17 protein-coding genes and 1 pseudogene are annotated in these 21,586 nt (G+C 64.3%); 4 read left to right on the forward strand and 14 right to left on the reverse strand.

Features of this window, described 5'->3' with window-relative positions; genetic code table 11:
- Positions 1–32 precede the first annotated feature (32 nt).
- Together ACN6NG_RS12355 and ACN6NG_RS12360 are read right to left on the reverse strand one after the other, a co-directional pair.
- Positions 33–2,450 (reverse strand): glucose/quinate/shikimate family membrane-bound PQQ-dependent dehydrogenase, encoded by a 2,418-nt coding sequence (locus ACN6NG_RS12355; protein ID WP_353457366.1) that lies wholly within the window; start codon positions 2,448–2,450, stop codon positions 33–35.
- A 220-nt stretch (positions 2,451–2,670) separates the two neighbouring features.
- The gene (locus ACN6NG_RS12360; RefSeq protein WP_043196586.1) at positions 2,671–3,021 is read right to left on the reverse strand and encodes a cupin domain-containing protein; all 351 of its coding nucleotides are present in this window, start codon (positions 3,019–3,021) and stop codon (positions 2,671–2,673) included.
- Between the two features lie 116 nt (positions 3,022–3,137).
- Here ACN6NG_RS12360 and ACN6NG_RS12365 point away from each other — a divergent pair, with 116 nt between their 5' ends.
- Both ACN6NG_RS12365 and ACN6NG_RS12370 read left to right on the forward strand, forming a co-directional pair.
- Complete coding sequence (locus ACN6NG_RS12365) at positions 3,138–4,043, forward strand: LysR family transcriptional regulator (RefSeq protein ID WP_063424602.1); 906 nt, start codon at positions 3,138–3,140, stop codon at positions 4,041–4,043.
- A 105-nt stretch (positions 4,044–4,148) separates the two neighbouring features.
- On the forward strand, positions 4,149–5,348 hold the full coding sequence (locus ACN6NG_RS12370; protein ID WP_063424600.1) for an MFS transporter: 1,200 nt from the start codon (positions 4,149–4,151) through the stop codon (positions 5,346–5,348).
- Positions 5,349–5,371: 23 nt separating this feature from the next.
- Here the strand turns inward: ACN6NG_RS12370 and ACN6NG_RS12375 are convergent, their stop codons facing one another.
- Positions 5,372–5,983 carry a LysE family translocator gene (locus tag ACN6NG_RS12375; RefSeq protein ID WP_049272822.1) on the reverse strand — a complete coding sequence of 204 codons (612 nt, stop codon included), beginning with the start codon at positions 5,981–5,983 and terminating at the stop codon, positions 5,372–5,374.
- 103 nt (positions 5,984–6,086) lie between these two features.
- Between ACN6NG_RS12375 and ACN6NG_RS12380 the strand changes: the two genes are divergently transcribed.
- Positions 6,087–7,061: a GlxA family transcriptional regulator gene (locus ACN6NG_RS12380; protein WP_474314169.1), complete on the forward strand. Its 975-nt coding sequence runs from the start codon at positions 6,087–6,089 to the stop codon at positions 7,059–7,061.
- Between the two features lie 13 nt (positions 7,062–7,074).
- Here ACN6NG_RS12380 and ACN6NG_RS12385 read toward each other — a convergent pair whose 3' ends face one another.
- From ACN6NG_RS12385 to ACN6NG_RS12420, 8 genes and pseudogenes are all read right to left on the reverse strand, one after another.
- Positions 7,075–7,926 carry a CAP domain-containing protein gene (locus ACN6NG_RS12385; protein ID WP_474314172.1) on the reverse strand — a complete coding sequence of 284 codons (852 nt, stop codon included), beginning with the start codon at positions 7,924–7,926 and terminating at the stop codon, positions 7,075–7,077.
- Between the two features lie 206 nt (positions 7,927–8,132).
- Positions 8,133–8,744, reverse strand: a complete 612-nt coding sequence (locus ACN6NG_RS12390) for a cell wall hydrolase (protein WP_474314175.1) — start codon at positions 8,742–8,744, stop codon at positions 8,133–8,135.
- 33 nt (positions 8,745–8,777) lie between these two features.
- Entirely contained in the window at positions 8,778–9,695 is a 918-nt protein-coding gene (locus ACN6NG_RS12395; protein ID WP_063424593.1) for an AEC family transporter, read from the reverse strand.
- A 223-nt stretch (positions 9,696–9,918) separates the two neighbouring features.
- On the reverse strand, positions 9,919–10,782 hold the full coding sequence (locus ACN6NG_RS12400) for a LysR family transcriptional regulator (protein ID WP_063424591.1): 864 nt from the start codon (positions 10,780–10,782) through the stop codon (positions 9,919–9,921).
- A gap of 139 nt (positions 10,783–10,921) precedes the next feature.
- Positions 10,922–11,770: an ABC transporter permease gene (locus ACN6NG_RS12405; RefSeq protein ID WP_474314179.1), complete on the reverse strand. Its 849-nt coding sequence runs from the start codon at positions 11,768–11,770 to the stop codon at positions 10,922–10,924.
- Positions 11,767–12,783: an ABC transporter substrate-binding protein gene (locus ACN6NG_RS12410; protein WP_474314181.1), complete on the reverse strand. Its 1,017-nt coding sequence runs from the start codon at positions 12,781–12,783 to the stop codon at positions 11,767–11,769. The genes ACN6NG_RS12405 and ACN6NG_RS12410 overlap by 4 nt, the downstream gene beginning before the upstream one ends.
- A gap of 97 nt (positions 12,784–12,880) precedes the next feature.
- Positions 12,881–13,636, reverse strand: coding sequence for a methyl-accepting chemotaxis protein (locus ACN6NG_RS12415; protein ID WP_370453613.1), 756 nt, complete (start codon positions 13,634–13,636; stop codon positions 12,881–12,883).
- A 102-nt stretch (positions 13,637–13,738) separates the two neighbouring features.
- Positions 13,739–15,025, reverse strand: a pseudogene (locus ACN6NG_RS12420) (methyl-accepting chemotaxis protein); the annotation flags it as partial.
- Between the two features lie 220 nt (positions 15,026–15,245).
- Here ACN6NG_RS12420 and ACN6NG_RS12425 point away from each other — a divergent pair.
- A complete protein-coding gene (locus ACN6NG_RS12425) occupies positions 15,246–16,565 on the forward strand; it encodes a Na+/H+ antiporter family protein (RefSeq protein ID WP_063425633.1) in 1,320 nt (439 codons plus the stop codon).
- 12 nt (positions 16,566–16,577) lie between these two features.
- Here ACN6NG_RS12425 and ACN6NG_RS12430 read toward each other — a convergent pair whose 3' ends face one another.
- The 3 genes from ACN6NG_RS12430 to ACN6NG_RS12440 all read right to left on the reverse strand — a co-directional run bounded on the left by ACN6NG_RS12430 (position 16,578) and on the right by ACN6NG_RS12440 (position 21,410).
- Positions 16,578–17,585, reverse strand: a complete 1,008-nt coding sequence (locus tag ACN6NG_RS12430) for a FecR family protein (RefSeq protein ID WP_063425635.1) — start codon at positions 17,583–17,585, stop codon at positions 16,578–16,580.
- Between the two features lie 283 nt (positions 17,586–17,868).
- Complete coding sequence (locus tag ACN6NG_RS12435; RefSeq protein WP_474314184.1) at positions 17,869–19,650, reverse strand: acyl-CoA dehydrogenase C-terminal domain-containing protein; 1,782 nt, start codon at positions 19,648–19,650, stop codon at positions 17,869–17,871.
- 137 nt (positions 19,651–19,787) lie between these two features.
- Complete coding sequence (locus ACN6NG_RS12440; RefSeq protein WP_049274490.1) at positions 19,788–21,410, reverse strand: acyl-CoA synthetase; 1,623 nt, start codon at positions 21,408–21,410, stop codon at positions 19,788–19,790.
- Positions 21,411–21,586 lie beyond the last annotated feature (176 nt).

Genomic DNA, 21,586 nt, shown 5'->3' on the forward strand with positions numbered 1-21,586 from the left:
GCGGGTTCACCCGCGAAGGGGGCGACGCGCTCTTACGGCAAGGCGTAAGAAATCACGTAGTCGCCGCGGTCAGTCGACTGGCGGGCGCCGCCAGCAGTGATGACCACGTACTGCTTGCCGGTCTTCGGCGAAACATAGGTCATCGGGCCGCCCTGGCTGCCCACTGGCAGGCGAGCCTTCCAGATTTCGTTACCGTTGCTGCTGTCGTAGGCGCGCAGGTAGAAGTCCTGGGTGCCGGCGATGAACACCAGGCCGCCTTGGGTCGACAGGGTGCCGCCCAGGGTTGGCAGGCCGATCTTGATCGGCAGGTGCATGCGGATACCGAGCGGGCCGGTGTCTTCAACGGTGCCCACCGGTACTTGCCAGGCCACCTGGCGGGTCTTCATGTCGATGGCGGTCAGGGTGCCGAACGGTGGTGCCTGGCACGGGATGCCGGCTACCGACAGGAAGCGGTTCTTGTTCACCGCATACGGGGTGCCCTTGAGCGGCACTGCGCCCATGCCGGTGTTCAGCGCTTCGCCACCGGAAGATGTACCACCTTTGTTCTGCGACGGAATCATCTGGATCCACAGGCCCAGGCGCATGTCGTTGACGAAGATAAAACCATGTACCGGGTCGGTGGAAATGCTGCCCCAGTTCATGCCTCCCAGGGAACCCGGGAAGCTCAGCGACAGGTCGGTGCCCGGCGCGGTGTACAGGCCGTCGTAGCGCATTTTCTTGAAGTCGATGCGGCACAGCAGCTGGTCGTACGGGGTGGCGCCCCACATGTCCGACTCGGTCAGGGTTTGCGCGCCGATCTGCGGCATGCCCACCGACTTCGGCTGGGTTGGGGAGTATGGCTCGTTCGGGATGTTGCTTGGTTTGACCGGTACTTCGTCGACCTGGGTCAGCGGCTTGCCGGTGGCGCGGTCGAGCACGTAGATCTGCCCGGCCTTGGTGCCGATCACCACCGCAGGAACCGACTGGCCGTCGTCCTTGGTGAAGTCGATCAGGCTCGGCTGCATCGGCAGGTCGAAGTCCCACAGGTCGTTGTGCACGGTCTGGAACACCCACTTCTGGTTGCCGGTGGTGGCGTCCAGGGCCAGCACCGAAGCGCCGTAGGTGTGGTCCAGCTTGCTGCGCTCTACACCGTAGATGTCGGTGGACGACGAACCCATCGGCAGGAACACGGTGTTCATCGCCGGGTCGTAGGACATCGGCGCCCAGCTGTTCGGGGTGCTGCGCACATAGGTGCTGTCGCCCTGCGGTGCCTGGCGATCTTCCGGGTTGCCCGGGTCGAAGGCCCAGCGCATTTCACCGGTGATCACGTCGAAACCACGGATCACGCCGCCTGGCATGTCGGTCTGGACGTTGTCGGCAACACGGCCGCCGACCACCACGGTGGTACCGGCCATCAGCGGTGCGGAGGACAGTTGGTAGAAGGAGTCCGGCACGTTACCCAGGCCGGCCATCAGGTTGACCTGGCCGTTGTTGCCGAAGCCCTGGCAGAACTCGCCGTTGTCGGCGTCGACGGCAATCAGGCGGCCATCGATGGTGTTGGTCAGCAGACGACGCTGGCAGTTGGCCCCGGCCGGCACGCTACCGCCGGCGACCGGCGAGCTGTTCGGCTGGGTCGGCTGGGCGATGGCTGCAGTGGCGTCGAAATACGCCATGCCGCGGCAACGCTGCCAGACCTTGGACTGGGCGTTGATTTCGTTTTTCCACAGCTCTTTGCCGGTGTCGGCATCGAGGGCGATCAGGTTGTTGTGCGGGGTGCAGATGAACACCTTGTTGCCGATCTGCAACGGGGTCAGCTGGTCCTCGGCACCATTGCCGTCGCTGATGGCCACGTCACCGGTGTGATAGGTCCAGGCGACTTTCAGCTTGTTGACGTTGTCGCGGTTGATCTGGTCCAGCGCGGCGAAGCGGCTGCCACCTTCGGTGTTGCCGTAGTGGGCCCAGTCCTTTTGCTCTTTGCCAGCCTCGACCGGGGTCATGCCCGGGCCTTTGCCGGTAGGGGCGACGCTTGGGTGGGCGACGAACATGTTGCCGGCGGCGATCACCAGTGCAATGGCCATCACCCCGGCAACACCGTAGGCACCACGGCCGGCACTGGCGCCGTTGGCGCGGGCCAGCAGCGGGTAGACCAGCGCCACGACCATGCCGATCGCAGCAAACATGAACAGGCGCGAGAACAGTGGCCAGAACACCAGGCCGGTGTCGATCAGCGCCCAGATCGCGGTACCGATCAGGAACGCTGCGTACAGCCATGCGCCGGCCTTCTTGCGGCGGGCGATGAGGACACCGGCGATGGCCATGGCCAGGCCGCCGATCAGGAAGTACAAGGAACCGCCCAGGCCGGCCAGCTTGATGCCGCCAGCAGCCAGGAGGAGGCCGAGCAGGGCGATGATCACGCCCAGGCCGATCAGGATGATGTTTGTGGCGCCAGAAGCGCGCGGTGTTTCGTTCATGCCAGGGATCTCAGCAGGTGGAATGCGCGCAGTCTAAGCCCTTAGCTTGCTAATTAACAAGTTGGTACATAATTTAATGAGGCTGATTGTCGCAGGGCTGAACGTGCGATGGTGTGGCTAAAAGTGTAGATCAGGTGCTGAAAAATGCATTAAACGGGGTGTTCATGCGCGTTATGTAATAGGCATTCATACTTTGGTCGAGTACAAAAGTGGCCAGGTATCACGCTGGCCACGGGGTGGAGCTGGTGTAGAACACTGCCAGCCAGATGGTGGCTGTGCCGGGGGCGGTCCACTCCACGCGGTGGCGGTAGTGGGGCGGGATGTCCAGGCAATCACCCGGCGCCAGCAAACGGGTGTGGTGCTCGTGCTCAAAACGCAGGCCGGCCGCACCGCTGAGCAGCACGATCCACTCGCCTTCGGCCTGGTCGTACCAGAAACCGGGCGGGCTGGCCTGGCCGCTGGAGACAATACGCTCCACACGCACGCCAGGGCGGCTGAGCAGCTCGTCGACACGTTCGGCACTGGTGGGGTCGCAGGGTGGCAGGGCGGTCAGCAGGTTATTCGGTGTCATGGAAAGCCTCGCTTTGAAGGTGTGTTGCCACTATGGACGCAATTACCCTGCAGCGCGCTTCTTGACCCGCTCCGCTGTTTGTAAGACCTTTCCGAGATTTGGATGACGGGCAGCAAATGGACAAACTCCAGGCGATGAAGATGTTCGTGGCCACTGTCGATGCCCAAGGCTTTTCTGCCGCTGCGCGCAGGCTTGGGCTGGCGACTTCGTCGGTAACGCGCCTGGTTGATGCGCTGGAAACGGCGCTGGGCACCACGTTGCTCAACCGCTCGACTCGCCAGGTCAGCCTGACCGAAGCCGGCGCCCGTTACTATGAGCGTGCGCGAGGCATTTTCGAGGCGCTGGATGAGGCCGATGCCAGTGTTGCCGACCGTGGCGAGGAGCCTGTCGGCGTGTTGCGCCTGTGCCTGCCAGTGGAGTTCGGCAGGCGGGTCATCGCCCCGCATCTGGGGCCGTTTCTGGCACGGCACCCGTCGCTGGAGCTGGACATCGACCTCAGCGACCGCCTGGATGACCTGCTGGACGGGCGCTATGACCTTTCGATTCGCCTGGGCGACCCGTCGGCCAATGACGAATTGGTGTGTCGCCAGCTCGGCCGCTTCGAGCGTTGGCTGGTGGCCAGCCCGGCTTACCTGGCCGGGCGAGATACGCTGCAGCACCCCCGGCAGTTGCTGGAGCACGCCTGCCTGCGTTTTCGCTACGGGCAGAAAGCGCGCCCCTGGCGCCTGGTGCTTGGCCAGGAAAGCCTGGAGTTGAACGTAAGCGGGCCGCTGCGCAGTGCCAATGCCGACATGTTGCGCGAAGCCGCACTGGCGGGCAGTGGCATCGCGCTGCTGGCCGACTGGCTGGTGCGCGAGGATGTGCTGGCCGGGCGCCTGCTGCGGGTGTTCCCAGGTTGGCGGGCCAGCCCTGGCACGGCCAACGACAGCATCAACGCCCTGTACCTGCCCAACCACCGTGGTTCGCGGCGGGTGAATGCGTTTATCGATTTTTGCGAAGGTTTGTTAGGCCGGCACGGCTAGCGTTGCGCTGTGCGCAAAGGCGTGTTGCGCCAGGGTTGGATTCCCGGCATTGACGCGCCTGGTTAAGGTAGCCGGCATATTCCACCCCTTGTCGAGGAACCTCGCATGAATCCCTCCCTTGCCGCCGCGCAACCTGCAGCAACCGGCCTGAGCCGGGCACTGGTCGTGCTGCTGGCGTTCTGCTGCGGCGCGATCGTGGCCAACATCTACTACGCCCAGCCCATCGTCGGTTTGATCGCCCCGGACCTGGGGCTGTCCACCGAGCATGCCAGCCTGATCGTTTCACTCACTCAGCTGGGTTATGCCCTGGGCCTGCTATTGCTGGTGCCGCTGGCTGACCTTTTGGAAAACCGCCGCTTGATGGTCGCCACCGCTGTGCTGGCTTGTGTCAGCCTGCTGCTGGCAGGGACCAGCAGCAGCGGCCAGGGCCAGCTGTTCCTGGGCTATGCGCTGTTGATCGGGTTCAGCTCGGTGGCTGTGCAGATGCTCATTCCGCTGGCGGCGCACCTGGCGCCGGAGCAGCAGCGTGGCCGGGTGGTCGGCAACATCATGGGCGGGTTGTTGCTGGGTATCCTGCTGGCGCGGCCGTTGTCCAGCCTGGTGGCCGACCACTTCGGGTGGCGGGCGGTGTTCATTGGCGCTGCCGGGGTGATGCTGGCGATCATCATGCTGCTGGCCCTGACCCTGCCGCAGCGGCGGCCCGAACACAAGGCCAGCTATGCCGGGTTGATGCTGTCTTTGCTCACACTGTTGCGCCGCTATCCGCTGCTGCGCCAGCGCTCGTTGTACCAGGCACTGATGTTCGCAGCGTTCAGCCTTTACTGGACGGCGGTGCCCATGGCGCTGGCGGGTGAGCACGGCCTGTCGCAAAGCCAGATCGCCGTGTTTGCCCTGGTGGGCGCGGTGGGCGCCGTTGCCGCGCCCTTGGCTGGCCGCCTGGCAGATGCCGGGCATGCACGGGCCGGCTCGCTGCTGGCGCTGCTACTGGCCCCGGCGGCCTTGTTGCTGGGCTTGACGGCGCCGGGCTACAGCGTGATCGGCCTGGGCCTGACCGGCGTGTTGCTGGACTTTGCAGTACAAATGAACATGGTCATCGGCCAGCGCGAAGTGTATGCACTGGACCCGGCCAGCCGCGGGCGGCTGAACGCGGTGTACATGACCAGCATCTTCCTGGGTGGGGCGCTGGGGTCGGCGGTGGCCAGTGCGTTGTTTAGCCAGTTTGGCTGGCAAGGTGTGGCGCTGGTGGGGGCAGGGTTGCCCGGCCTGGCATTGATCGCTTTTATGGCCAAAGCTCCCCGATCCTGAACGGTATGCGGTCCCTGTAGGTGCTATCGGCCAAGCGGCAGCGCCACGCCAATCAAGGCAAACAGGCTGCCGCAGCAGCGATTGAAACCTTTGCCACCCTTGGCCAGCCACGGCCGGATGCGAAACGCCAGGCGGGCCAGCACGTACTCGACCAGAAACTCCACACTGGCAAAGGTCGCCGCCATCACTACGAACTGCAGCATCAGCCCGCGTTGCGGGTCGATGAATTGCGGCAGGAAGGCACCATAGAACAGCAGCACTTTGGGGTTGGCCATGGCCGACAACAAGCCTTGGCGGAACAAGCCCGCATTGCCGAGCCGTGCACTGCGCTCGGTCAATTCCAGGTGCAGGCCCGGGCTGCGCCACAGCTGGATACCCAGCCAGACCAGGTAAGCGCCGCCCACCCACTTGAGCACGCTCAACACCGAAGCCGAGGTTTGGAGCAACGCGCTGAGGCCAAACATGGCCAGGGCGATAAGCGCGCTGAAGCCGAACACGCCGCCAACAATGGTGAACAACGTACGGCGGGCGCCATACAGGGCGCCATGGGTCAGGGCCAGCAGGCTGTTGGGGCCTGGTGTCAGCGACAGGCCGATGCTGGCCAGCAGGTAGATGAGCCAGGTGTCGAGTGCCATGGTGCAACGCCTTCATGATTTGGAGTGTGCCAGTCTATGGCGCGGCGCCCAGTCAGCAAGGGTATGATCTGGACATTGAATAGTCGTTTCTGGACGCGTTGCCATGCTGCCTGATATCCGCCTGCTGATCTTGCCGTTACCGGATTTCGCCCTTCTGCCATTCGGCGGCTTTCTCGACAAATTGCGCTTCAGCGCCGACGACGAAGACTACAGCCAGCAACGCTATTGCAGCTGGACCGTGGCAGGGCTCACGCTCGACCCGGTACCGTCGAGCAGCGGTGCAGTGGTGCAGGTCGAGGCGGTGGCCGGCCAGCTGGAACTGGCCAGTTTCGACTACCTGGTGGTGTTCGGCGGCCGCAATGCCATGGCTACAGCTGCGTTGGCGCCGCGCTACCAAACCTTGCTCAGGCAGGCCGGCAAAGCCGGGGTCAAGCTGGTAGGGGTCGACAATGGCGCCTTCCTGTTGGCCGCGTGTGGGTTGTTACGGGGGCACAAGGTGGTCGTGCACTGGCGTCACGAAGCCGAGTTTCGCGCAGCGTTCCCACAGTTGCAGGTGCTGCGCGAGCAACTGTATTGCATCGACGCAAACCGTATCACCTGTGCTGGCGGCACGGCGGCCATCGACCTGGCGGTGGCGCTGTTGTCACAAGCCTGTGGGCGGAGCCGGGCGCTCAAAGGGCTGGCCGACATGCTGGTGGACGAAACCCGCGACAGCCGCCATGCCTTGCGTTCGCTGGAACTGGGCGCCGGCCAGGGGCGCCAGGTGCAGCGGGCACAGGCCCTGATGCGTCACCACCTGGGCACCCCGCTGGCGGTCGAGCAACTGGCCGCTGAACTGGGCATCAGCCGGCGCCAGCTGGACCGGCAGTTCCACGCCAGCTACGGCATGAGCGCCAAGGCCTGGTGGCTGGAAATGCGCTTGCAGCAGGCGCGCTGGCGCTTGCTCAACTCAAGCCACAGCCTGGCGCAGATTGCCGATGAGGTGGGGCTGGGCGATGCCAGCTACCTGGGTAAATGTGTGCGGCGGCGGTTTGGTTGGTCAGCCCTTGAGTTGCGGGCAGGCAACCCCCCAACCTGAAGCCGCTGCAAAGTTACTGCGGCGTCCCGAATAACCCCGTCCAGTAAATCCCTGCGTCACTCTTCGGGTCCACGGCATAGGCGGCACCCAGCTCACGGAAATCCGGGTTCATCAACGTGGCGCAATGCCCCGGGCTCTCCAGCCAGCCATCAACCACCTTGTGCGCGGTGTCACGCCCGGCGGCGATGTTTTCACCGACTTGCTGGTACAGGTAGCCCGCCAGCTCCGCCCGGTCGCCGGGGGTGCGGCCATCCTTGTCGATGTGGTCGAAGAAGTTCTGGTTGGCCATGGCCCGCGTGTGGTTGGCGGCGACCCCGGCCAGTACCGTGCTCCAGCTCAGTGCGGGGGCTGCGGCGTACGGCTGGCCGCCGCATTGGCGCGGCACCTTGCGCGCAGCGTTGATCTCTTGCAATACCTTCTGCCCCTCGGCCTGCCAGTCGCCCAGGCGACCGCTGAGCAGCGGCCGGGCCAGCACGATGCGCCAGTCGCGGCCCTCCTGGCTGACGCCGATATCGACGAACTGCGGGTCTAGCACCACTTGGCAGAAGCTTTCTTCGATGGCATGCATGGCCGCGCGCGCATCGCGTGGCCCCGACAGGCTGATGGCCTGCACGTTGACCATGGGGTAGGCGGCGCGTGTCATGGCCTGCTGCAGGTCACGGGTGCCCTCTGGGGACAGTGCCAGGCGGGTGTCGCTGTTGAGCGGTGGCAGCTCCAGCGAGGCTTCGCCACCGCAGGGCTGGGCCTTGCTGCGGTAGATATTGATCGAATCGATCAGCTGCGCCTCTTCGCCGGTGACAGCCAGTACCCCGGTCGAGACGACCAGGCCCAGCGACAAGGCGGCAAGGGATGACAGGACGCGCATGTGGATCTCCCTATGACTGGCAGCGTCGTGGTATGCGCTGCTCATCCTACACAAGCTGGGGGCTTTTGGCCCTAGCGGGTGCAAAGCAATGAAAACGCCGGCAATCGTTGCTGGCGGCAAAAGAGGGAGTAGACCACTGGTCGCTGGAAAAGTGCGATGAGTTGCTAATCATTCGTATCGAGCTGGCGGTTTCAGCTGTTTCGGTATCAACGGGCCAACGCCGGGTGCGGCTTGTAGAACAGGAAGTGCGTGGTCTGCGCAGTCTTGCGGTAGGCCTTGGCCCAGTCGGGGTGGACCGTACGGTCGTGGAAGTACAGCGCACCGCCGGTGGGGTCTTTCAATTGCTGGTTGAGCGCCTTGCGTGCGATCTCCTTGGCCACATCGTAGCGTTTCGCTTCCTCGACCTGGTCCGGGCGCCCGTCGCACCACCAGGAAAACTGGCAGGCCTTGGTCTCGATGCCCTGCTTGACCACGCCGCAGATGGTGTCGGGGAAACCATCATGCCCAAGGCGGTTGAGCACCACGCTGGCCACCGCCGACATGTCTTCGGCATCGGCGCCCTTGGCTTCCCAGTAGATGGTGCGGGCCAGGCAGGTGATGCTGTCGTCCAGTGGCGCCTGGCCGGCCGGGTCGACTGCCTGGGTTTCGCTTGAGGTGAGTTTTTCTGTTTTTTTCGGCGGCGGGGCATCGTTGACCACCTTTTTTTCCAGTACTTCGGCCTTGTCTTCGGCCACTGCGGCCTTGGCCGTGTCGGCTGCGTGCAAGGGGGCTGCGAGCAGGGCCGAGGTCAAGCCGATCACTATCCAGACAGGGCGCATGGCGAGGCATCCTAGTGGGGGCTGATTGCCAGTCTAGCCAAGCGTAAGCATTAATACCAAAGGCAGGGTGGCGGCGGCCGCTACGGTCTGCAGGGCAATGATGGTAGCCATCAGCGGGGCGTTGCCACCCATTTGCCTGGCCATCACATAGGAGGACGAAGCAGTGGGCAGGGCCTGGAACAGCACCGCCACCACGGCTGCCTGGCCACTCAGGCCCAGCACGCGGCACAGGCCCCATGTGGTCAGGGGCATGACCAGGAACTTGAACGCCGACGCCGCCATCAGCGGGCGTACCTGCTGGCCCAGGCTGGCCCCACCTAGCGCTGCGCCCACACAAAGCAGGCCCATTGGCAGGGCGGCCTGGCCCAGCGCCTTGACCGTGGGTTCGATGCCCGGCGGCAAGCCCAGCCCCGTCACCCGCAGCAGCAGGCCACCAGCACAGCCGACGATCAACGGGTTGGCGAAGATTGCCCGCAGCACCGTGGCCGGTGAGCTGTGGCGGGCGCTGAAACGCGCGAACACCAGTACGCAGAGCAGGTTCACCAAGGGCACGATGGCGGCGTTGGCCACTGCTGCAAGGGCAATGCCGGCGCTGCCATAGATGCCGGCGGCCAGGGTGGCGCCGATGTAGTTGTTGAAGCGGATGCCGCCCTGGAAGACCGAGGTGAAGTCAGCGCCGTCGTGGTTGATCGCGCCTTGGTACATCACCAGCAGCACCGCGCCGGCCAGGGTCGAGAGCATCAGTACCCCGACCATGCCCATCACCGGTACGCCATCGAGGTTGGCGGTGGCCAGGCCATGCAGGAACAGCGAAGGTAGCAGTACGTAGTAGCTCAGGCGCTCGGCACCGGGCCAGAAACCCTCGGCCAGAAAGCCGCGCAGGCGCAGGAACGTACCCAGGGTAATCAGCAGGATGATCGGTAGCAGGGTGGTCAGCAGCAAGTGAAGCATGGTCGACGTTCCGTGGTCGGGTACGGGCACAGACTACGGGTGCGCAATGGTTTGTAAAAACGTTGTTTTCTGCACTGACTGTTGAGAATAAATGCATGTTTCGCAGGGGGGCGCTTTGCGCCCCAATCGCGACGCAAGGCCGCTCCCACAGGGTTGAGTGCAGCACGGACCCTGTGGGAGCGGCCTTGCGTCGCGATTGGGCTGCAAAGCAGCCCCTGCATTCTCAAGCTTCAAGCGCAGTCTTCAACACCGCACTCAAATGCCGCCGTTGGCTTTTCTCATGCTCCAGCAACACCACCCGCCGGGTCAGTTGCGGTTCGCCAAATGGCAGGCAGGTGGCCGGCGGCAGGCGTTTCAGGTCGTCGTCTGCCATGGGGATGATCGCCACGCCCAGGCCCATGACGGCCATGCTTGCCAGCGCTTCCTGGCTGTCCAGTTCCATCTGCTCGCTCACTTGCAAATGCTGGCGACGCAGTTCCTGCTCGATCTGCCGCCCGGCCCAGGCACGCTTGTCGAAGCGCAGGAACGGTTGACTGGCGAGCAGCTGCGGTACGTTGTACCCGGCCAGTTCGGGGCTGGCGATGGCCCAGAAGCGGTCCTCGAACAGCGGTGTGAAATCCAGGCTTTGCGGGTATGGGCTGACCGGCTCAGTGGTGATTGCCGCGTCCAGCTCACCGTCTTCCACCCGGCGTGCCAGCTCCGCCGACATGCCCGAGGCCACGCTGATGTGCAACTGTGGGTGGTTGGCCTTGATCCATACCAGCGCCTTGGGCAAGCGCCGCGCCAGCACGGTATGGATCGCCCCCAGACGCAGGCGGCCGCGCAGGCTCGGGCCGCTGGCCACAGCGTCGGCCAGTTCGTCGTAGGCAGCCAAGATGCTCTCGGCGCGGGCCACCGCCAACTGGCCTGCTTCGGTCAGCACCACCTGCCTGCGGCTGCGGTCGAACAGGGGTGCCTGCAACTCGTCTTCAAGGGTTTTGATGTGCAGGCTCACCGCCGAAGGGGTGAGGCTGAGCAGGTCGGCGGCACGCGCAAAGGTGCCGTGGCGGGCGATGGTTACCAGGGTGCGCAAGGCTTTGAGAGACATGCGGAGGCGGTCCGGTTACAAGCTGACAGGGCGGTATTGTCAGGCCCGGCCCTATCGCCGGCAAGCCAGCTCCCACAGGTACTTCACAGGCAGCGGCCATTGTGGTGACCGGCGATAGGGCCGGTACAGGCAACATTGTTCAGCGCTCAATACGCCCATACGCCTGGCTGATCCGGTCGATCACCATGGCCAGGGCGACGATCGCCAGCCCGGCCTCCACACCCTGGCCGACATTCAAGGTCTGGATGCCCGCCAGCACATCCTCACCCAACCCGCGGGCACCGATCATCGATGCCACCACCACCATCGACAAGGCCATCATTACCGACTGGTTGAGCCCGGCCATGATGCTTGGCAGCGCCAGCGGCAGGGCAATGCGCCGCAATCGCTGCCAGCGGCTGGCCCCCAGGCCGTGTGCGGCCTGCAGCAACGAAGGGTCGATCTGGCTCAGGCCCAGTTCGGTCAACCGCACCAGTGGCGGCAGGGCGTAGATCAGCGTGGCGAACACGGCGGGAACCTTGCCCAGGCCGAACAGCATCAGCACCGGGATCAGGTATACGAAGGCCGGCAGCGTCTGCATTACATCCAGTACCGGTAACAGTAGCCGCCTGGCCAGTGGCCGGGAAGCGAGCAATATGCCCAGCGGCACGCCCACCAGCACGCACAGGCCGGTACTCACCAGTACCAGGGCCAAGGTTTGCAGCAGCTTGTCCCACAGCCCGAGCATGCCGATCAGGGCCAGCAGCGCTACCAGCACCGCGCTGCGCAGCAGGCTGCGGCTGGCGTGCCAGGCAAGCAGGCCAACCAGCAGCAACAGCAGCCACCAGGGCAGCAGGCGCAGCAGGTTCTCCAGGCTGACCAGCAGTTGCAGCAGTTGGTCAGAGACCGCGCGCAGGTGATCGCCGTAATTCAGTACCAGCCAGTCGACCAGCCTGTTTACGCTGTCCGCGAACGAAAATTGCAGGGCTTGGGGAAAGCCGTTGCTCACAGGCTGCCCTCGACCTTGTTGGCAACGTCGGCAGGCAGCCAGGCTTTCCACACCTCTGGGTTGTCACGCAGGAAGGTCTGGGCGGCCTCGCGCGGTGGTGTGCGCTTTTCGCTCATGACGGCCAGCGCCTTGTTAAGTCGATCGATCGGCAGGTCGACCTGCTCGAACACCGCGACCAGGTCCGGGTAGCCATCACGGAAGGCTTTGGATACACCGATGGACAGTTTCGCCGGCAGTGAGCGGCTGCCCTTCGGGTCAGGGTTGGCGGCATCTGTCAGGGTGGCCCAGGCCTGGGCATCGAACGGCGGCTCTTGCAGGCGGATGAGTTTGTATCGCCCCATCAACGGGGTCGGGTTCCAGTAATAGAACAGCACCGGCTGGCCACGGCGGATGGCCGAGCCGATTTCGGCATCCATCGCTGCACCGGAGCCACTGCGGAAGTTGATGTACAGCTCATCCAGGCCATACGCTTTGAGTTTCTGGCTGTTGACCGTTTCCGATGTCCAGCCGCTGGGGCTGTTCAGAAAACGGCCCTTGTCGGGTGACTCGGGGTCACGAAATACCTGCGGGTAGCGCTTGAGGTCGTCGACGCTGCGTAGGTCGGGCGCCAAAGGCTTCAACTTGCGAGCAGCGTCGCCTTCGATCACGTACGCGGGTACCCACCAGCCTTCTTCTGCATGCTTGACCGTGTCGCCCAGTGCGAATACCTGGCCTGCCTGCTCGGCCTTGACCCAGGCAGGGCTGCGCCCGGCCCACTCTTCGGCGATCACCTGGAGGTCGTTGCGGGCCAGGGCCACTTCCATACTGACGGTGCTGCCGGGGAGGGTATCGGTGGTGTAGCCATACCCGCGCTCCACGATCAGCCGCAGGATTTCGGTGGTGAGGGCACCGCTTTCCCAGCCGATGGCACCGAAATGGATCGGTGGGCGTTGCTCTGCCGATACAGCGTTGTGGGTGTTGGCCAGGCCTACGGCCAGCATCAGGCCGGCCAGCAGCGTTGAAAACTTGTTCATCCAGACCTCGTCGTTTGCCGCGCCTTGGGGGTGGGGGCAAGTGTAGACGACGAGCTGTTGGCGGGGCTCGGGGCCGCGCGGGGCGGCCCCGTTTGCCTCAGACGCGGAACTGGTCCATCAGCGCCTGCTGCTGGTTGGCCAGGCTGTTCAGGGACTGGCTGACACGCGCTGACTCGTTGGCCTGCCCCGACAGCGATTCGGTGACATCGCGGATGGTTGCCACGTTGCTGTTGATCTCTTCGGCCACCGCGCTTTGCTCTTCGGCGGCCGAGGCGATCTGCAGGTTCATGTCGGTGATCACCGTCACCGCCTGGCCGATACGCTGCAACGCAGTCACGGCCTGGCCAACCTGTTCGACACCTCCCTGGGCCTGACGGTGGCTGTTGTCCATGGCACCGACCACTTCGCGGGTGCCGTCCTGCAAGGCCTCGATCACCTGGCGGGTTTCTTCTACCGACTCCTGGGTGCGTCGGGCCAGGTTGCGTACTTCATCGGCAACCACGGCAAAGCCACGGCCGGCTTCACCCGCGCGGGCTGCCTCGATGGCGGCGTTGAGCGCCAGCAGGTTGGTCTGTTCGGCAATCGAGCGGATCACTTCCAGCACCGAACCGATCTTTTCGCTGTTCTGCGCCAGGCCTTCGACTTCGGCCATGGCGTTGCTCATGTCGGCGGCCAGGGCATCGATGCTTTGGGTGGTGCGGTCGATGACTGCCAGGCCTTCGCGGGTGGCCTGGTCGGCATCACGGGCGGCCTGGGCGGCCTGCGAAGCACTGCGCGCCACGTCCTGGGCCGTAGCGCTCATTTCGTGCGAGGCCGTGGCCACCTGGTCGACCTGGCGGTATTGCTGCTCCATGCCGGCGCTGGTTTGCGTGGCAATTGCCGAGGACTGGTCGGCGGTGCCTCGTGCAGCCTGCACCGAGCGTTTGACCTCGGCGATGGTCGGCTGCAACTTGTCGAGGAAGCGGTTGAACCAGCCGGCCAGCTCACCCAGCTCGTCCTGCTTCTGATAGGTCAGGCGGCGGGTCAGGTCGCCTTCGCCGCTGGCAATGTCCTTGAGCATGGCGGCCACGCCGAGGATCGGCCGGGTAACGCCGCGGGCCATCAGCCACACCATCAGCAGGCCGGCAATGGCTGCCGCCAGGCCCAGGCCCAGCTCCAGCAGGGTACCACTGGTGTTCAGCGCGTCCAGTTCCTGTTTCAGTGTTTCGGCAGGTCCGGTCAGGGCATTTTCCGGCACATCCAGCAGCACGCCCCAAGGTTGCGCGTCTGGGATCGGCCGGAACGCGGCCAGCACTTTCAGGCGCTGCTGGTCGTGCAGGATGGTCATCTTGCCATCGGCCAGCTTGCGTACCAGTTCGGCGCCCTTGGCCGAGTCCACCTGGTCGAAGCGCTGGGCCAGCTTGCTGGCATCGGCGCTGTAGCCGGCCAGCAGGCCGACCGGGCTGAGGATACCGACCGTGGTGCGCCCCTCGTACAGGCTGCGGCTGGCCTCTTGGCTCAGGGCCTGCAGGCTGTTGAGGTTAATGTCGATGGACAGCGTGGCAATGATCTTGCCATTGACCGCCAGCGGGAAGACGATGCTGGTCATCAGCACCTGCTGGCCATCGATGTCATAGAAGTAGGGCTCCACCACGCACACCTTGCCGGTGGTACGCGGGCACACCCACCAGGTGTTGGCTGGCTGGCCGCTGGGGCCGATCTCGGTGTTGGCCATGTCGTGTTCAGGCAGCGCCATGGCGGTCAGCTGGCCGGCGCGCGGCTGCGACCAGTACAGGGCAAAGCGCCCGGTTTCGTTGCTGCCCAGCTCTGCCTTGCCGGCGAACAGGCTGTCCTTGGTGTCCAGCGCGTTGGGCTCGAACACCAGCGACAGGCCGAGCAGGTCGGGGTTGGCCTGCAGGGCGGTGCGCACCTGGCGGGTCATGTCTTCACGCAGGTCAAAAGCGTCGAGGTAGCGCTTTTCTGCCTGTTCGCGCAGGAACAGCACCTGGCGGGCGAAGCCGGCGCCGTACTGGTAGGCGTCCATGAACTGGCGACGGATGTTCAACGCTTGCACCTCACCCTGCGACTCGATGCGTGATTGCGCCGCCTCGGTCAGCATCTGCATGCTGCTGGCCTTGACCAGGTCCGAGCTGTGGTCCATGCGGTACAACGACAGGCCGACGAGCAAGGTGACGATGCCAGCCAGGCAGAGGCCGGCGAGCAGGGTGATCTTCCACTGGATGGAAAGTTGGCGCAAAGGCATGGGGGCGGATCCCTTTTTTTGGGCACTAAGGGTTATGGCTTTGGGGCTGGGTTGGGCGGGGAGCCCACCACCTTATCGGCCCCTGTAATTTTTTCTTTATTCAAACATTCAATTTAAATTCAGGCCGCTGAGAAATCCGCCGCAACATGGCGCTTTTGACATCTGCCGCCCACTGCTTCAGAGTGCGCGCTTTTTTCTGTCGTAATGAGGTAAGCCAACCATGAATGCAGTGATCGCCGCGGTCGGCATCATGCTGATACTCAGCCTGTCCCGCGTGCATGTGGTCATCGCCCTGATCATCGGTGCCCTGGTCGGTGGGCTGGTGGGCGGCCTGGGCATCGAAGGCACGCTCAAGGCGTTCAACGGTGGCCTGGGCGGTGGCGCCACGGTTGCCTTGTCCTATGCGCTGCTGGGCGCTTTTGCGGTGGCCATTGCCAAGTCCGGCCTGGCCCATGCCTTGGCTGACCGTGCACTGGCCATGATCGATCGCCAGGGCCACGCCAATGGCGGCAAGGTCAAATGGCTGATGATCGGCCTGATGCTGGTGGTGGCGGTGTCGTCGCAGAACATCCTGCCCATCCATATCGCCTTCATTCCGCTGCTGGTACCGCCGTTGCTGTATGTGCTGACCCGCCTGCGCATCGACCGTCGGCTGATCGCCTGCGTGATCACCTTCGGCCTGATCACCCCGTACATGTTCCTGCCGGTGGGCTTCGGCAACATCTTCCTCAACGAAATCCTGCTGGCCAACGTCGCCCGTGCCGGTGTCGACGTGAGCGGTGTCAACGTTACCCACGCCATGGCCATCCCGGCTGCGGGCATGTTGGCCGGCCTGCTGCTGGCAGTGTTCATCAGCTACCGCAAGAAGCGTGACTACGACCTGGCGCGCATCGAACAGGTGGAGCAGGTGAGCGTGCAGTACAACCCGCTGACGCTGCTGGTGGCGGGGCTGGCAATTGCCGCAGCGTTCATCGTCCAGTTGTTGCTGGACTCGATGATCATCGGTGCCATGGTCGGCTTCCTGATTTTCTCGCTGTCAGGCATCGTCAAGTGGAAGGACACCGACGGCCTGTTCACCGAGGGCATGAAGATGATGGCCATGATCGGCTTCATCATGATCGCCGCCTCGGGCTTTGCCGACGTGATGAAGGCAACCGGTGAGGTGAAGAGCCTGGTGGAAACCTCGGCCCAGTGGATCGAGCACAGCAAGGGCATCGGTGCCTTGCTGATGCTGCTGGTGGGCTTGCTGGTGACCATGGGCATCGGCTCGTCGTTCTCCACCGTGCCGATCCTGGCCGCGATCTTTGTGCCACTGTGCGTGCAGCTGGGCTTCGACCCGCTGGCCACAGTGTGCATCGTCGGTACTGCCGGTGCCTTGGGGGACGCAGGCTCGCCGGCCTCGGATTCGACCTTGGGGCCGACCTCGGGCCTGAACGTGGATGGCCAGCACCACCATATCTGGGACACCGTGGTACCGACCTTCATCCACTACAACCTGCCATTGCTGGCGTTTGGGTGGGTGGCGGCGATGACGCTGTAAGGGGCGAGGGGGTCAGCCCTTGTCGGGCGGCGGCGAGATACGGTTGAGCACGGTGCTGCCGTCCTTGCTGCGGGTGAGGTAGATCGGCAGCACCTTGGGCAGGTTGTTGACCAGGCGCGCGACCTCACGGGTGTTGTAGATACCACTGATGCGAATGCGGCCGGTGCTGGCATCTGCCAGCTTGAGCGGCGCGTCGAGGTAGCGGTTGATCACCGGCAGCGCCTGCTCCAGGCTCAGGTTGTCGAGCACCAGCTTGCCGCTGCGCCAAGCCAGGCTGTTGCCGTAGTCGTCGCTCTGTTCAAGCTGCGGCTCGAAGTCGCCCTTGTGATAACTGGCCTGCATCCCAGGGCCCAGACGGTAGCCACCGGTGGTGCCGTCGCTGGACACCAGCACCGAGCCTTCCACCAGCGTGACCTTGACCTGGTCCTGGTATTTCCACACGTTGAATTGGGTGCCAGTGACTCGGGTCTGGCCACGGCCTGCATGCACGATGAACGGGTGGCTGCTGTCGTGCTGCACCTTGAAGAACGCCTCGCCGCGCTTGAGCGTGACCTGGCGCTGGTCCTTGTAGTTGAGGTAGGTCAGCTCTGTGTGGAGGTTGAGCTGTACGGTGCTGCCGTCGCTCAACTCCACGGTCTGCATGCGGTCGCCGGCTTCGAAATGCTGGTAGTGGTTGGGCAGCCAGCCTTGTTCCCAGCCCAGCCAGCCGGCCAGCGGCAACACGGCCAGGGCGATGGCGGCGGCAGATGCCAGCGGGCGCCAGTTGCGCGGGCGGGCAGGTTGACGGGTGGGTGGGTTGAAGTCGACGACGGTGGCGTTGCGTGGCAACAGGTCGGCGGTTTGCCAGATCTCCAGCATTGCCTGGTATTCCTCGGCATGCCGCGGGTCCGCCGCCAGCCAGCGGGCAAACGCCTCGCGCTCGGAAGCCGTGCAATCATCGGCGTGCAGGCGCATGCACCAGTGCGCGGCGGCGTCGGTGATGGCATCGTCAGGGCTGATGTTGAGGCGGTCGTGATTCATTGCGGCTCCGGATTTTGCGTATTCTACCCTTGCTGGAGGGCTCCCGAGAACCGACGTAATGGCGAATGACTATCAGTTGTGACTGTTTTTCGTCAGATTTGCAACGGTTTTTCAGCGTCTGAGAACCCTTCGCGTAAAGAATGGCGATGGCCGGAATTGCTTTTGTAGGAGCAGTCTTGTGCTGCGAAGAGGCCAGTGTTTGCTGTACAGATGTGGCAATCCTGCGGGGGCCTCTTCGCAGCGCAAGGCTGCTCCTACAAAAAGCGTGCCCTCGGTACGCTGTTTAGAACTGCGCCGCCTCCAGCCCATAAAGGCTGCCGCTGCCCGCCCTGATACTGGCTTCCAGCCCCAGACCACGCGGCAGCACACGCTGGAAGAAGAACGCCGCACATGCAAGCTTGGCCCCATGAAACGCGTCATCTTCCTCACGCCTGGCCAAGGCCACTGCCGCCATCCGCGCCCACATGTAGGCATACGCCGTCAGCCCGAACAGCTGCAGGTACTCCACCGCCACCGCACTGACCAGGTTGGCATCCTCGCCTGCCCGTGCCCGCAGCCAGGCGCTGGTAGCCTCCAGCCGCGCCAGGCTCGCCTGCAAGGCCTCGCGGTGCAGCGGTGCATCCACACTGAAAGCACGTACTTCGGCGGCGAAGCTGGCCAGTGCCTGGCCACCGTCCCCCAGTACCTTGCGCCCCAGCAGGTCGAGCGCCTGGATACCGTTGGTACCTTCATAGATTTGCGCAATGCGCACATCGCGCACCCGCTGCTCCTGCCCCCATTCGCGGATGTAACCATGGCCACCGTATACCTGCTGGCCGAGCACGCAGCTTTCCAGGCCGTTGTCGGTGAAGAAGGCCTTGGCCACTGGCGTCAATAGTGCCACCAGGCGCTGGGCGTGCTCACGTTCACCGGCGTCTTCGGCGTAACGCGCCAGGTCCAGTTGCTGGCCGACATAGGCGGCAAACGCCCTGCCACCTTCGGTTAGGGTGCGCATGGTCAGCAGCATGCGCCGTACATCACCGTGGTGGATGATCGGGTCAGCAGCCTTGTCCTGCGCCTGCGCCTGCGCCTGCGGGCCAGTGGCGGCGCGGCTTTGCAGGCGCTCGTTGGCGTACCGGGCGGCGCTCTGGTAGGACGCTTCGGCACAACCGATGCCCTGGATGCCGATGGACAGGCGCTCGTAGTTCATCATGGTGAACATGGCCGCCAGGCCCTTGTTCGGCTCGCCCACCAGGTAACCCTCGGCATCGTCGAAGTTCATCACGCAGGTGGCCGAAGCCTTGATGCCCATCTTGTGCTCGATCGAGCCGCAGTGGGCGGCATTGCGCGCGCCCAGTCGGCCATCGGCCTCGACCCGGTATTTCGGCACAAGGAACAGCGAGATACCTTTGGCGCCGGCGGGCGCATCCGGCAGCTTTGCCAGTACCAGGTGGATGATGTTCTCGGTCAGGTCCTGCTCGCCGCCGGTGATGAAAATCTTGCTGCCGCTGATGCGATAGCTGCCGTCGGCCTGGGGTTCGGCGCGGCTGCGGATCAGCCCCAGGTCGGTGCCGGCGTGAGGCTCGGTCAGGCACATGGTGCCGGCCCAGCGGCCTTCGTACAGAGGCGGCAAGTAAGTTGCCTTGAGCGTTTCGCTGGCGTGGGCATCGATTGCCAGGCAACTGCCGGCGCTCAACGCCGAATACAGGCTGAAGCTGCAGTCGGCGGCGTAGAGCATTTCTTCGAACAGCACCCCTAGCATTTTCGGCATGCCCATGCCGCCAAATGCCGGGTTGCCGCCCAGGCCGACCCAGCCGCCTTCGCGGTAGGTCTGCCAGGCTTCGCGAAAACCGTCTGGCGTGGTGACCTGGCCGGCGTCGAAGCGCACACCTTGCTCGTCGCCGTTACGGCTGAGCGGGGCGATCAGCTGGCCAGTCACTTTGGCTGCTTGTTCCAGGATCGCGTCGGCGGTGTCGGCATCGATGCGCTCGGCCAGGGCGGGCAGGCGGGCCCACAGGGCCGGGGCGTTGAACACGTCATGCAGGACGAAGCGCATGTCGCGCAGGGGGGCGGTATAGGTTGTCATCGTGTGCTCTTGGAAGAGTGAGAGTGGCTGGGCGGGCCTCATCGCCGGCAAGCCAGCTCCCAAAGGTACTTCACAGGGCTTGAGGCTTGCTGGGTCCCTGTGGGAGCTGGCTTGCCGGCGATGAGGCCGTTACGGCTTCAGAGGGCTTTGGCCCGGTCGCGCAGGACGTACTTCTGGATCTTGCCGGTGGAGGTCTTGGGCAACTCGCCAAACACCACGGTCTTCGGCACCTTGAAACCGGCCAGGTGCTCGCGGCACCAGCCGGTGATGTCGGCTTCGCGGGTGTCCTCCCGGCCTGGCTTCAGGGCAATGAACGCGCACGGGGTTTCTCCCCACTTTTCATCCGGGCGCGCAACCACGGCGGCTTCAAGCACTGCCGGGTGTTTGTACAGGGCGTCCTCGACTTCAATGGTGGAGATGTTCTCGCCACCGGAAATGATGATGTCCTTGAGGCGGTCCTTGATCTCGACATAGCCGTCGGCATGCCACACGGCCAGGTCACCGGTGTGGAACCAGCCGCCACGGAACGCTTCGGCGGTGGCTTCGGGGTTTTTCAGGTAGCCCTTCATCACGGTGTTGCCGCGCATGAAGATCTCGCCCAGCGTGTTGCCATCGCGTGCCACCGGCTCGAGTGTCTGCGGGTCGGCCACCATCAACCCGTCCAGGGTCGGGTAGCGCACGCCCTGACGTGACTTGATTCGCGCACGCTCTTCCAGCGACAGTTCGTTCCACTCGTCATGCCAGGCACACACGGTCACCGGGCCATAGACTTCGGTCAGGCCGTAGGTGTGGGTGACGTGGATGCCCATCTCTTCCACGGCGCCAATGACCTTGGCCGGTGGTGCGGCGCCGGCGACCATGGCCTGTACCGGGTGCTCGATGGCGGCTTTGGCTGCCTCGGGCATGTTGACCAGGGCGTTGAGCACAATCGGGGCGCCGCACAGGTGGGTGACCCGGTGTTCGCGGATCAGGGTCAGGATCTTCTGCGGGTCGACCCGGCGCAGGAACACGTGCGTGCCGGCCAGGGCGGTGATGGTCCAGGGGTAGCACCAGCCGTTGCAGTGGAACATGGGCAAGGTCCACAGGTACACCGGGCGGTGGCCCATGGCCCAGGTCATCTGGTTGCCCAGCGCGTTAAGGTAGGCGCCGCGGTGGTGGTAGACCACGCCCTTGGGGTTGCCGGTGGTGCCGGAGGTGTAGTTGAGCGAAATGGCCTGCCACTCGTCATCCGGCCATTCCCAGGCAAATTCCGGGTCGCCTTCGGCGAGCAGGGCTTCATAGTCCAGCGCGCTGACCGCACGGCCTTCGCCGTACTCCGGGTCATCCACATCCACCACCAGGGGCGGGTGCTCGAGCAACGCCAGGGCGGCCTCGATCACCGCATGGAACTCGCGGTCGGTAATCAGCACCTTGGCTTCACCATGCTGCAGCATGAAGGCGATGGCCTCGGCGTCCAGGCGCACGTTCAGGGTGTTGAGCACGGCGCCGGTCATGGGCACACCGAAGTGCGCTTCGAGCATCGCCGGGGTGTTGGGCAGCATCACCGCCACCGTGTCGCCACGCCCTATGCCACGGCCTGCAAGGGCGCTGGCCAGGCGCCTGCAGCGTTGGTAGGTTTCTTGCCAGTTGCGGCGGATGGCACCGTGGATCACCGCCGGGTAGTTGCCGTACACGGCAGCGGTGCGTTCGATGAAACTTAGCGGGGTGAGGGCGACATGGTTGACGGCAGCGGGCATCAGGCCCTGGGCATAGATCGACATGCGGTAATCCTGTAAGGGAGGCAGGCGCTGCTTGTGCGCTTGGCCCCCGATGGCTGATTGTTAGCTCTGTTCAGGGTGCAGGGAGGCGGACGGTGGGCCGCTCCCTCTGTCGCAGTTTTACGCGAGTCGCTATGGTAGTAGGAATATCGACTATAGCAATATAGTAAAACTACTAT

This window comes from Pseudomonas sp. TSO6 (genome assembly GCF_056098905.1).